An 11,628-nucleotide genomic window follows, 5' to 3' on the forward strand; every position below is an offset into this window, starting at 1 on the left:
GCTTTTCAGGCCGATTGTGGCGCAAGCGCCGCGACATGGCCCGCCAGTTCAAACACCACCGCCGCCGGATCGAGCGACAGGATGATCGCCCCGCCCGCCAGATGCCGCGCCTGTTCCCAATGGTCGAGCGCGACGCCCAGCGCCGCGCCGTTACGGTGACGCGCTGCTTGCGCGATAAAGGCAGGCGCGCGCTCCAGAAACGCCTCATAGCGCGGCTTGGCCGACTTGATCGCCAGTGCCTTGGCCAGCGCCAGGCGCTGGCGGTTATCGCGGTCGCCATCCTGCGCGATCCGCGCCATCGCGCTTTCGATATCCGCCAGATTGAGGCCCGCATAGCGCAGCGCCTTGCCCGGCGATCCTTCGCCTGCGCGGATCAGCGCGTCGATCTCCGCCGGGGACAGCGTTTCATCCTTGTCCCGCAGGATCGCACGCATCGCCCCGTCATTCAGCGGATCGAAACGCAGCGTGCGGCATCGCGACCGGATCGTCGGCAGCAACCGGCCCGGCGCATGGCTGACCAGCAGAAAGAGCATATCGGCGGGCGGCTCTTCCAGATTTTTGAGCAGCGCATTGGCCGCGCCCCGTTCCAGATCGTCGGCGCTGTCGATCACCACGATCCGCCGCGTCGATAGCGACGGCGCCGACTGAAGCAGCCGTTGCAGCCCGCGCACCTGATCGACGCTGATGTTGCGCGCGGTGACACCATCCTTTTCAAGCGGGTAGAGTTCGGCATAATCGGGATGGGCGCTGGCCTCGATCAGGCGGCGAACGGGGTGGCTTTCCGGCACCGCCAGCCCCTCCCCCACCACCGGCGGCCCGGCGGCGTCGGCGAGCAGACGCAGCGCCAGCGCGCGCGCGAAGCCGCCCTTGCCGATCCCCTTGGGACCGCTCAAGATCCAGCCATGGTGCATCCGCCCGCTTGCCGCCGCGTCGATCAGCGTGCGGGCCTGCGCGTCATGCCCCAGAAGTGACGTCATGGCAGCAGGTCCGCCAGCGCGTCGAGCAGGCGGGCCGTCACCGCCCCCGCCTCACCCGATGCGTCGATCGCCCGGAATCGCGCTGGCTCCTCCGTGGCAAAGCGCGCAAAGGCACTGGCCACGGCGCGATGAAAATTCTGGTCGCGGCCACCGATGCGATCGGCTGCATCGCCGTCCCGCTCCCGCGCCCGTGCCTCGGCCTCACCATCAGGCAAGGTCAGAAACAGGGTGCGATCGGGCAGAAATCCCTCACTACCTATCCGGTGCAACGCCAATATATCTGCGTCGGACAGCGCCCCCTGCCCCTGATAGGCCCGGCTCGAATCGAGAAACCGGTCGGACAGCACCCAGGCGCCCCGCGCCAGTGCAGGCCGGATCGTCTTTTCGATATGATCGGTCCGCGCCGCCGCGAACAGCAAGGCTTCGGCCCGCGCGCTCCAGCGATCCGCGCCGCCCGTCAGCAACAGGGCGCGGATTGCCTCCGCCCCCTCGCTACCGCCCGGTTCGCGGGTTTCCACCACGTCCAGTCCGCGCGTGCGCAGGGCAGCGGCAAGCGCGTGGAGCTGAGTGGATTTGCCCGCGCCCTCCCCGCCTTCCAGCGTGATGAACCGTCCAACAATCACCCGAACAGCGATTTCAGGCCATTCCACAACCGGCCGAACATGCCCGCTTCGGCGACATCCGCCCCTGCGACCAGCGGCATCACCTGCGGTGGCGTGTCGGGCGTGGACACGATCAGGTCGGCGATCTTCTGTCCCTTGGCGATCGGTGCCTTGATCGGGCCGGAATAGACGACCTTGACCGAGATATTGGTCGACGCGGTGCGCGGCAAAGTGACCGCCAGATTTTGCGGCGCAACCAGCGCGACGCTCGTTTCGCTGCCCAGTTGGACATCAGCGGTCTCGACCGTCGCACCCTTCTTGAACAGCGGTTGCGCTTTCCAGGCCTTGAAGCCCCAGTCCATGAAGCGGACCGATTCCTGAATTCGCCCGTTAAAGCTGGTCAGGCCCGCAACCACCATGACCAGACGGCGGCCATCCTGCTCGGCCGATCCGGTAAAGCCAAAGCCCGCTTCTTCGGTATGCCCCGTCTTGAGGCCGTCGGCCCCGGCAATCTTGCCCAAAATCGGATTACGATTGCCCTGCGCAATATCTGCGCCGCCCATCGTCTTGCCCCAGGTGAAGGAACGGGTCGCGTAGAAGCGCTTGTAGAGATCGGGCGTTTCCTCGATCGTCCCTTGCGCCAGACTGGCCAGATCTTCGGCGGTCACATAGGTCACGCCCTCGTCCGGCCAGCCGTTGCTGGTGCCGAAATGGCTGTTCTTGAGGCCCATGCGCTTGGCCTCCTCATTCATAAGCGCGACGAAGGCCTGCTCGGTCCCGGCGATCCCTTCGGCCAGCACGACGCAGGCGTCATTGCCCGACAGTGTGACGATGCCGTGCAGCAGATTTTCCACCGACACCTGCTCGCCCGCCGACAGGAACATGGTCGAACCCGCAGCCGGGCCATGCCACTGCTTCCAGGTTTCCGGGCGCACGGTGAACATTGTGTCGAGCTTCAACTCACCCTTCTGGATCAGGCGGAACGCGACATGCGCGGTCATCATCTTCGCCATCGACGCCGGCGGCATCTTCGTCTCGCCACCCTTGTCATACAGCACCGCGCCAGACGACAGATCCTTCATATAGGCGATCGGCGCTTCGCTGGTGTAAGGCGGCGCGGCGGCGGTCAGCGGCTGGGTCAACAGCCCGGTGAAGAGGAGGACTGCAACGGACTTGTTCATGGGGCTGCCTTCAAATGGGATGGAATCGCTTGGAGGGCGCGATGTCTATCGCGCGTCATTAGCCATGATGCGGCCATTCTCAAAGCCCTTGGCTGCCGCCGCGCGCACACCCGCCTGTGCGGCGTCCTGCGTGGGGTAAGGACCAAAGCGCACGCGCCACAATCCGTCGCCCTCGACCGCCCTGGCACCGATGCGCTTCGCCAGCGTTTCGGCACGGGCGCGCAATGAGAAAGCGGCGACCTGGACGATATAGGTGCGGGTGGAGGGTGGCGCGGTGACAGAGGCGGGCGCAACCGGCGTTGGGGCCGAAGCTGCGCCTGCCTGTTCCACCACGAAACCATCCTGTCGGGCTGGCTGGGGCGCGGACTCGCGGATGTCCCGCGCGCTCACTGGCTTGGGGGGTGTCCTGACGCTTGGCCGGGCTGCGATCTTGGCTTTCGCCGGAGCGATTACAGAGCGGGCAGGCAGCTTGGCCCGCAGTGCCGTCAGCAGGGCCGGCGGCGTTTCCAGCCGTTCGGCGACCCGGCCATGGCTGCGCAGCGTCGCGCGCTCCTGATCTGGCGGGCTGACCCGCCGTACCCGCACCGCCGCCGTGCCATCGCCGATCACGCCCAATTGCTCGGCCGCGCCATGCGACAGGTCGATGATCCGGTCATTGGCAAAGGGACCGCGATCATTGACCCGCACCAGGATCGTCCGGCCCGTGTCCAGCGCGGTCACCTCGACATAGCTGGGCAGCGGCAATGTCTGGTGGGCGGCCGTGATAGCGCCCGGCACAAAGGTTTCGCCATTGGCGGTCTTGTTGCCCTGCAACTCCTCGCCATACCAGCCCGCATAGCCGACCGCGTCATAATTGGGCGCATCTTCGGGCGTATAGGTGATCCGTCCCACGCTATAGGGCGCGCCGATCGTTACCGGTTCATCGGCGACCATGCCGCCCTGCGCCAACGGACGCGGCAATGGCGCAGGCGTCGGCGGCACAGGCACCTGCTCCCCGCCACCGCAAGACGCCAACAGCAACATCACCCCGGCTGCCAGCGGCAGCCTAACCCCTTCATTTGACCGCATCGGCCAGCAACCCCACAGACAGAGCATAGAAATTGGAACAATTATAATCCAGGATCGCCCGGTAATTGCCGGTCAGCAAATAGGCGGTCTTGCCCGGCCCGTCCGGCTCCAGCAGCGTCGCCATCACCGTATCGGCGGGCCAGATGCCTCTGGCGGGAAACAGGCCCAGCTTGCGCCATTCTGCCATAGTCAGCCAGCGGCTGTGCCGGTTGAATACGCGCGGGCAGCGCGCCGGATTGGTCTTTGCCGCCACGCTGGCGCGATCGAAGCTGGACGGCACGGATACCGCCACGCCCCAGGGCTGGCCGCGCCGCCACCCGGCCTGCACGAAATAATTGGCGATCGACGCCAGCGCATCGGCCTCGCTGGTCCAGATGTCCGCGCGCCCGTCGCCATCGCCGTCCTTGGCCAGCCGCAGATAGACGGACGGCAGGAATTGCGGATAGCCCGTCGCCCCGGCCCAGCTGCCGATCAGGCGGCTGCGCGGTACGCCATTGTCCAACATCTTCAATGTCGCCAACAACTCCGGCTCGAACAGGGCGCGCCGTCGCCCCTCATGCGCCAATGTCGCCAGCGACCGGATCAGGTCGAAATCGCCCGTATAGCTGCCATAATTGGTTTCATGGCCATAGATGGCGACCATGATCTCCTCCGGCACGCCGGTCTCGGCCTCGATCCGGGCCAGCCGCGCCCGGTTGGCCTGATAGGCGATACGGCCCCTGCTGATCCGCGCGGCGTCAACATGCTGGCGCCGATACGGCTCGAAATTGGGGATCGGCGAATAGGCGCCGCCGCCCGGCTGGGTCTGGTCCAGCGCAATGACGCGCGGATTGGGGGTCAGCGTCGCAAACACCCCGTCCAGCGTCGCATCCCGGATGCCCATCGCCCGCGCCCTGGGCCGCAAACTTTCCAGATAGGCGCGGAAATCCGCACTATCCTGCGCCAGCGCAGCACCCGGCACGACAGCGCCAACCGTCACGCCAGCCAGCCCCAGCAACAGCGAAAATACAGACGAACGCAGAGAATCTCTCATCCCCCCGTTGTTGCACAGCCCGGACGGCAGGTGAATCCCCTTAATGGCAACTATGGCCGGTTTAGACGACGAACCGAGCCACAGACGATTTTTGCGCTTGGCAAGCCAGCGCAGCGCGCTAGGAAGCGAGGCGACGGAAGGGTGGCAGAGTGGTCGATTGCAGCGGTCTTGAAAACCGCCGATGCGCAAGTATCCGTGGGTTCGAATCCCACCCCTTCCGCCACTATCGATCTATCGGGATGCTCAGCCGTAAATGCCCGGCGAAATTCGCCGTAGGCTGATTTCGCGCTGCCGGGGCGCTTCTACTGTGCGCACGGATGGTTCCGCGATCACCGCCAGCGGATCGACCTGGCGGCTCAGCAACAGGCCGCAACGCTCATCACCGCGCCAGATCACGGTGCCGCACACTTCCAGATAATCGGCGATCACCGTCACGCGCGCGCCGATCGGCGGCAGATAGAAGCCGGTGACCAGAGCGCCGTAGGAGGAAATATTCTGGATGGTGATAGGTTCGGTGACGCCATCCCATAAAAGCGTCGCGCGGGTATTGGCCACGAAGCGGCTTTCGCGGCGATGCTCGACCTGGGGTCTATAATGGATGCTGTTCATCGCTGTCTCCCGGTTTCCCCCCAGGATCAGATGCAACTCTGTCGCAGCAACCTTGCAAAAGCGATAAGCAAGCTGGTTAACCGGGGGGCAGGCAAGAAGCGGCTCACCCGTCCCCGCCGATGATCAGGACAGCGCGCCGTGGCAATGCTTGTATTTCTGCCCCGAACCGCAGGGGCAGAGCGCATTGCGGCTGATGTCGAGATTGGCAAACTCTCCAGCCGCCGCCATTGGCGCGCGCGGGATCGTCGTGGTGATCCCGCCAAATGTCCCCGCGTCGAAATCGGCGCTGTTATCGTCGCCGGAAAACGGGTCGATATGGGTGGTGATGAAATCGGGCAGCACCGGCAGGTCGAATTCCGGCATCGGCGCATCCATGCGGAACTGCACCCGCGCGATGGAGCCGGTCACATCCTCACGGATATTTTCCAGCATCCGCTCGAACAGGGCGAAGGCTTCCTGCTTATATTCGTTGATCGGCGTTTTTTGCGCATAGGCGCGCAGGTGGACGACCTGCCGCAGCGCGTCGAGCGTGGAGAGATGCTCTTTCCAATGATGGTCCAGGCTCTGGAGCAGGATCGATTTTTCGATCATGTGCCAGTCAGCCGGATCGACCTCCTTGACCTTCTCCTCAACCGCTGCATTGGCCAGCGCCGTCAGCCGCTCCTCGATCATCTCAGGATCGACCGCATCTTCGGTCAGCCAGGCGTCGAAATCGGGTTCGAGGCCCAATATTTCGGCCGTCCGAGCCTTCAGCTTGGCGATATCCCATTGTTCGGGATAGGTGCCGGGCGGGCAGGAGCCGCCGACAATGTCGTTGACGGTTTCGTGGCGCATGTCGGTGACGACGTCGTCCACCGTGTCCGCATCCATGATGTCGGATCGCTGCTCGTAGATCACCTTGCGCTGGTCGTTCATCACGTCATCATATTCGACGACCTGCTTGCGAATGTCGTAGTTGCGCGCCTCGACCTTCTTCTGCGCGGTCTCGATCGCCTTGCTCAGCCATTTGGATGGGGGCAGCGCCTCGCCATCTTCCAGGTTGGATCGGATCATCTTGGCGAACATCGTGTCCGGGCCAAAGATGCGCATCAGATCATCGTCGAGGCTGAGGTAAAAGCGCGACAGGCCCGGATCGCCCTGACGCCCCGAACGGCCGCGCAACTGATTGTCGATACGGCGGCTTTCATGTCGCTCGGTCGCCAGCACGAACAGACCGCCGGCGGCCAGCACCTCGGCCTTTTCCGCCGCAATTTCCGCCTTGATCGCCTCGATCGCCGCATCGCGCTCCGGCCCTTCCGGCATGTCGCGCAATTCGTCCTCGACCCGCAGCTCCAGATTGCCGCCCAGCTGAATGTCGGTACCACGCCCGGCCATGTTGGTTGCGATCGTCACCACGCCCTTGCGCCCAGCCTGCGCCACGATATGCGCTTCGCTCTCATGGAAGCGCGCGTTCAGCACCGCGTGCGGCACGCCTTCCTGATTGAGGAATTCGGACAGCATTTCGGACTTTTCGATCGACACCGTGCCGACCAGCACAGGCTGGCCCTTTTCGGCATGTTCCTTGATCGTGCGGGCAATGCCGCGGAACTTGTCCTCGATATTCTTGTAGAAACTGTCCTGCTCGTCGATCCGCTGCACCGGCTTGTTGGTCGGGATGGTAACGACGTTCATCTTGTAGATTTCGTAGAACTCCGTCGCTTCGGTCGACGCGGTGCCGGTCATCCCCGAAATCTTGGGATACATGCGGAAATAATTCTGGAAGGTGACCGACGCGAGCGTTTGGTTCTCCGGCTCGATCTGGACGCCTTCCTTGGCCTCGACCGCCTGATGCAGGCCGTCCGACCAGCGGCGTCCGTCCATCATGCGACCGGTAAATTCGTCGATGATGACGACCTTGCCGTCCTTGACGATATAGTCGATGTCGCGGCGGAACATCACGACCGCGCGCAGCGCCTGGTTCACATGATGGACAACCTGCGTATTCTCGAAATCATAGAGGTTGCTGCCCTGGAGCAGCCCTGCATCCTCCAGTAGCCGCTCGATCTTCTCGGTGCCATCCTCGGTCAGCGTGACGGAGCGCTGCTTCTCATCCTTCTCATAGTCGGTCTCGACAATCTGCTTAACGATCGCGTCGACCGAGACATAGAGTTCGGACTTGTCGTCGGTCGGCCCGGAAATGATCAGCGGCGTGCGCGCTTCGTCGATCAGGATCGAATCCACCTCATCGACAATGGCATAATTAAAGGGCCGCTGGACCATCGACGCACGGTCATATTTCATATTGTCGCGCAGATAGTCGAAGCCAAGCTCGTTGTTGGTGGCATAGGTGATGTCGGCGGCATATGCGGCGCGGCGCTGGTCCTCGCTGATGTTCGGCACGATGACGCCAGTGGTCAGGCCCAGGAAGCGATAGACCTGCCCCATCCATTCGCAGTCGCGGCTGGCGAGATAATCGTTGACGGTGACGACATGGACGCCCTTGCCCTCCAGCGCGTTGAGATAGGTGGCCAGCGTCGCCACCAGCGTCTTGCCCTCACCGGTACGCATTTCCGCGATTTCGCCGCGATGCAGGACGATGCCGCCCACCATCTGCACGTCGAAATGGCGCATCCCCAGCACCCGCACGGCGGCTTCCCGCACCGTGGCAAAGGCTTCGGGCAGCAGGTCGTCCAGCGTCTCGCCAGCGGCCAGCCGCTCGCGGAACCGCACCGTCTGCGCCGCCAGATCTTCGTCGCTCAACGCCTGAACCGATGGCTCGAAGGACGCGATCTTGTCGACGATCTTGCCCAGCGACTTCACGTAACGCTCGTTGGACGATCCGAAGATGGACTTGGCGAGGGCGCCGAACATGCAATTTCCTGACACAATAGGGAAGCGCGTCCCGGACAAGGGACCACGCGCAGACATGCGCGGCGATTTAGGGAGCGCTCAGCCGATAGTCAATCAAATCGCCGCCGGAACAGTGCGGCGCTGGCGAACATTTATCGATGCAATTTGACCCCCAATCCGCTTGTCCCGGTTTGACGACCAGCGCGATTGCGCTAAGCGACGGCCATGACTGATCGCTCCCCTCTCGCCCCCGCCGCCTTCCCGGCCCTGCCCTCCATTGCTGGCGTGACGCTGCGCCGCGCGCGTGCCGGATATAAGGCGTGGGAGCGGTGCGACCTTACCTATGTCGAACTCGACGCAGGCACAGCGGTCGCGGGTGTCACGACGCAGAGCAAATGCCCCTCGCCCGAAGTCGAATGGTGTCGCGACGCCATTCCCCTCGGCTCGGCGCGGGCGCTGGTGGTCAATGCGGGCAATGCCAATGCCTTTACCGGCCATCGCGGTCGTGCGGCGGTGGAGGCGATCGCGGCCAAGGTCGCCAATCACATCACCTGCCTGCCGTCGGACATTTTCATCTCCTCGACCGGGGTGATCGGCGTCCCCCTGCCGATCGACAAGGCGGAGGCGGGCCTGGAAGCCGCATTTGCCGCTACGCCCTGTAGCTGGGAGGATGCCGCCAACAGCATCGGCACCACCGACACCTTTGCCAAGGGCGCGCATGTCTCTGCGATGATCGGCGGGACGCGGGTTGATCTGGTCGGCATCATCAAGGGATCGGGCATGATCGCGCCGGACATGGCGACGATGCTGGGCTATATCTTCACCGACGCGACGATTGATCCTGTCCTGCTGCAATCCATGCTGTCCGCCGCCAACAAGCGGACCTTCTCCTGCATCACGGTCGACAGCGACACCTCCACCAGCGACACGGTGCTGGCCTTTGCCACGGGCAAGGCAGCTAATGCGCCGCTCAACAGCATGGACGATGCCGGGGCCGATGCCTTTGCCGCGGCGCTGGCCGACCTTTGCCGTCAACTCGCCCACCTGGTGGTACGCGACGGCGAAGGCGCGACCAAATTTGTCGAGATCAGCGTCGAAGGCGCAACCAGCGACGACAGCGCTCACCGCATCGCCCTGTCGATCGCCAATTCGCCCCTGGTCAAGACCGCGATCGCGGGCGAGGACGCCAATTGGGGCCGGGTCGTGGCCGCCATTGGCAAGGCCGGCGAACCGGCCGACCGCGACCTGCTCTCGATCCGCTTCGGCGCGACCCAGGTAGCGACCGGCGGCCTTGCGGTAGAAGGCTATGATGAAGCCCCCGTCGCCGCGCATCTCAAGGGGCAGGACATCGTCATCGGCGTCGATCTGGGGCTGGGCGAAGGCCGCGCGACGGTGTGGACCTGTGACCTGACCCATGGCTATATCTCGATCAACGCGGATTATCGCAGCTGATGCTGGACCTGCACGCCCCGGTCGTCGCATTGATGCGCGATGTCGCCCGCGACATCGTGATGCCGCGCTACCAGAATCTGGCGGGCAGCGAGATCAGTGCCAAGGCGGACGCGGACGATCTGGTCACCATCGCCGACAAGGAAAGCGAGATCCGGCTGGCCGAGGGGCTGGCTGCTATCCTGCCCGAAGCGGGGATCATTGGCGAGGAGGCCTGCGCCGCCGACCCGTCGATACTGGATCGTGCGGGCAATGGTCTCAACTGGATCATCGACCCGATCGACGGCACCGGCAATTTCGCTGCTGGCAGGCCGCCCTTCGGCATCATGATCGCGCTGGCGGACGCCGGGACGACGCTGGCGGGCTGGATCCTCGATCCGATCAGCGGGCGATTGTGCCACGCGATGCTGGGCGGCGGCAGTCATATCAATGACGAACGGGTGCAGGCGCGCGAAAGCGGCGGCGATCTGCCGGTCGCGGCGCTGGCGGTCTATTTCATGAGCGCCGAAGAACGCGCCGACATTACCCGCCGGTCGCAGGACCGCTTCGAGCTGGTCGATATTCCCCGCTGCGCCGCCGAACAATATCCCCGGCTGGTGTTGGGGCAGAATGACGTGTCAGTGTTTGCGCGGACACTGCCCTGGGATCATGCCGCAGGCACATTATTCCTGAACGAAGCGGGCGGCTGCTGCCAGCGGCTGGACGGCACGCCCTATGTCGTGGGGGATATGCGCCGGGGTCTGCTCGGCGCATCCTCGCCGCGCCTGTGGGACAGGGCGGCAGAGCTATTATTTCGTTGATCGACTCCGGGCTTCGCGCCGATCGCGACGAAGCCCGGAGGGATCGGATCAGAGAACGCTTTCGATCCAGCTCTTGAGCGCGCTCTTGGGCGCGGCGCCGACCTTGGTGGCCGCCGGTTCGCCATTTTTGAACAGGATCATGGTCGGGATGCCGCGCACGCCATATTGACCCGGCGCGTCAAGATTTTCGTCGATATTGACCTTGGCGATGGTCAGCTTCTCGCCCAGTTCGTCGGAGATTTCCTCCAGCGCCGGGCCGATCATCTTGCACGGGCCACACCATTCTGCCCAGAAATCGACAAGCACGGGCTTGTCGGAATCGATCACGTCAGCCTTGAAGCTGCTGTCGGTAACTGCCTTGGTGGCCATGCTATAGTCTCCTTGTCTTGGGGCGCTATCTAGGGTGTCGTCGCATCGCGCTCAACGGGTGAGCGCGGCAAATTCTCCTGCGTGGGTGCAAAGCCCGGCTTGTGCGCCGCCAGCAGCGCAGGTGGCAGGATGATGAGGCGCGGCGCGCTGGTGTAGAGCAGCCCCGCCTCGATCGCCCGGTCGGGAAAGATCACCGCCAGCGCGGCGGCATAGGCGGCCATCTGCCGGACATGCGCCACCGGCACGTCGTCCACGCCCAGCGGCGCGACCCGGCCGGTCTTGAAATCGACCAGCTGAATGCGCTCCGGCCCGACGCACAGCCGATCTACCGTGCCAGCGATCACCGCTTCGCCCACCACCGCCGCGATGGGCGCCTCAGCCAGCGCATCGGGGCTGAACAGGTCCGCAAAGTCCGGCGCTTCGATCACGCGGAGCGCCTGCGCGACAACATCCTGCCGGACGCCAGCATCCGCCGCCCCCCGCTGGACCAGCCAGCGGTCGGCAGCGTCACGACGATGCGCAGGCTCGACGCCGGGCAGCCGCTCGAACAGCGCATGGAGCCACCGCCCCCGCTCCGCCGCCGCGCGCATCGCAGGGGTCGGCGGCGGATAAGGCACATCATCCTCGACCGGCGCAGAAGGTGCCAGCGGGCGCGGCGGCCGCGCCTCGACCGGGGCGGGCCGGCGCAGCCCTGTCTCTTATACACATCTC

At 64.6% G+C, this 11,628-nt stretch carries 10 protein-coding genes, 1 tRNA gene and 1 pseudogene; 3 read left to right on the forward strand and 9 right to left on the reverse strand.

Going from position 1 to position 11,628, the window contains the following annotated elements:
• Positions 1–5: 5 nt before the first annotated feature.
• The 5 genes from EBBID32_RS01120 to EBBID32_RS01140 are packed head-to-tail and all read right to left on the reverse strand — an operon-like array spanning position 6 to position 4,861.
• A complete protein-coding gene (locus EBBID32_RS01120) occupies positions 6–977 on the reverse strand; it encodes an AAA family ATPase (RefSeq protein WP_006949185.1) in 972 nt (323 codons plus the stop codon).
• Entirely contained in the window at positions 974–1,600 is a 627-nt protein-coding gene (gene tmk / locus EBBID32_RS01125) for a dTMP kinase (protein WP_006949186.1), read from the reverse strand. The genes EBBID32_RS01120 and tmk overlap by 4 nt, the downstream gene beginning before the upstream one ends.
• On the reverse strand, positions 1,597–2,760 hold the full coding sequence (locus EBBID32_RS01130) for a D-alanyl-D-alanine carboxypeptidase family protein (protein WP_006949188.1): 1,164 nt from the start codon (positions 2,758–2,760) through the stop codon (positions 1,597–1,599). Before EBBID32_RS01130 ends, tmk begins: the two co-directional genes overlap by 4 nt.
• 45 nt (positions 2,761–2,805) lie before the next feature.
• Positions 2,806–3,828, reverse strand: coding sequence for a septal ring lytic transglycosylase RlpA family protein (locus tag EBBID32_RS01135; protein ID WP_037488111.1), 1,023 nt, complete (start codon positions 3,826–3,828; stop codon positions 2,806–2,808).
• Entirely contained in the window at positions 3,815–4,861 is a 1,047-nt protein-coding gene (locus EBBID32_RS01140; protein WP_006949191.1) for a lytic murein transglycosylase, read from the reverse strand. The genes EBBID32_RS01135 and EBBID32_RS01140 overlap by 14 nt, the downstream gene beginning before the upstream one ends.
• Positions 4,862–4,996: 135 nt before the next feature.
• Here EBBID32_RS01140 and EBBID32_RS01145 point away from each other — a divergent pair.
• A tRNA-Ser gene (locus EBBID32_RS01145) sits at positions 4,997–5,084 on the forward strand.
• A 20-nt stretch (positions 5,085–5,104) separates the two neighbouring features.
• Here EBBID32_RS01145 and EBBID32_RS01150 read toward each other — a convergent pair.
• Both EBBID32_RS01150 and secA read right to left on the reverse strand, forming a co-directional pair.
• Positions 5,105–5,470 carry a hypothetical protein gene (locus tag EBBID32_RS01150; protein ID WP_006949194.1) on the reverse strand — a complete coding sequence of 122 codons (366 nt, stop codon included), beginning with the start codon at positions 5,468–5,470 and terminating at the stop codon, positions 5,105–5,107.
• A 123-nt stretch (positions 5,471–5,593) separates the two neighbouring features.
• On the reverse strand, positions 5,594–8,320 hold the full coding sequence (gene secA, locus EBBID32_RS01155; RefSeq protein ID WP_006949197.1) for a preprotein translocase subunit SecA: 2,727 nt from the start codon (positions 8,318–8,320) through the stop codon (positions 5,594–5,596).
• A 204-nt stretch (positions 8,321–8,524) separates the two neighbouring features.
• On the opposite strand from secA, the gene argJ reads away from it, so the two are divergent.
• Positions 8,525–9,751, forward strand: coding sequence for a bifunctional glutamate N-acetyltransferase/amino-acid acetyltransferase ArgJ (gene argJ, locus EBBID32_RS01160; RefSeq protein ID WP_006949199.1), 1,227 nt, complete (start codon positions 8,525–8,527; stop codon positions 9,749–9,751).
• Complete coding sequence (locus EBBID32_RS01165) at positions 9,751–10,548, forward strand: inositol monophosphatase family protein (protein ID WP_006949201.1); 798 nt, start codon at positions 9,751–9,753, stop codon at positions 10,546–10,548. Before argJ ends, EBBID32_RS01165 begins: the two co-directional genes overlap by 1 nt.
• A 48-nt stretch (positions 10,549–10,596) precedes the next feature.
• Here EBBID32_RS01165 and trxA read toward each other — a convergent pair whose 3' ends face one another.
• Positions 10,597–10,917: a thioredoxin gene (gene trxA, locus EBBID32_RS01170; protein ID WP_006949203.1), complete on the reverse strand. Its 321-nt coding sequence runs from the start codon at positions 10,915–10,917 to the stop codon at positions 10,597–10,599.
• Positions 10,918–10,946: 29 nt separating this feature from the next.
• Positions 10,947–11,606 (reverse strand): annotated as a pseudogene (locus EBBID32_RS01175) (PD-(D/E)XK nuclease family protein); the annotation flags it as partial.
• Between the last annotated feature and the right edge of the window lie 22 nt (positions 11,607–11,628).

The sequence above is a fragment of the Sphingobium indicum BiD32 genome (assembly GCF_000382885.1).
In the GTDB taxonomy this organism is placed as follows: domain Bacteria; phylum Pseudomonadota; class Alphaproteobacteria; order Sphingomonadales; family Sphingomonadaceae; genus Sphingobium; species Sphingobium japonicum_C.

Coding starts and splice junctions, on each gene's coding strand:
- EBBID32_RS01120 (WP_006949185.1), bottom strand. CDS start 977: ATGACGTCACTTCTGGGGCATGACGCGCAGGCCCGCACGCTGATCGAC.
- EBBID32_RS01130 (WP_006949188.1), bottom strand. CDS start 2,760: ATGAACAAGTCCGTTGCAGTCCTCCTCTTCACCGGGCTGTTGACCCAG.
- EBBID32_RS01135 (WP_037488111.1), bottom strand. CDS start 3,828: ATGCGGTCAAATGAAGGGGTTAGGCTGCCGCTGGCAGCCGGGGTGATG.
- EBBID32_RS01140 (WP_006949191.1), bottom strand. CDS start 4,861: ATGAGAGATTCTCTGCGTTCGTCTGTATTTTCGCTGTTGCTGGGGCTG.
- EBBID32_RS01150 (WP_006949194.1), bottom strand. CDS start 5,470: ATGAACAGCATCCATTATAGACCCCAGGTCGAGCATCGCCGCGAAAGC.
- secA (WP_006949197.1), bottom strand. CDS start 8,320: ATGTTCGGCGCCCTCGCCAAGTCCATCTTCGGATCGTCCAACGAGCGT.
- argJ (WP_006949199.1), top strand. CDS start 8,525: ATGACTGATCGCTCCCCTCTCGCCCCCGCCGCCTTCCCGGCCCTGCCC.
- EBBID32_RS01165 (WP_006949201.1), top strand. CDS start 9,751: ATGCTGGACCTGCACGCCCCGGTCGTCGCATTGATGCGCGATGTCGCC.
- trxA (WP_006949203.1), bottom strand. CDS start 10,917: ATGGCCACCAAGGCAGTTACCGACAGCAGCTTCAAGGCTGACGTGATC.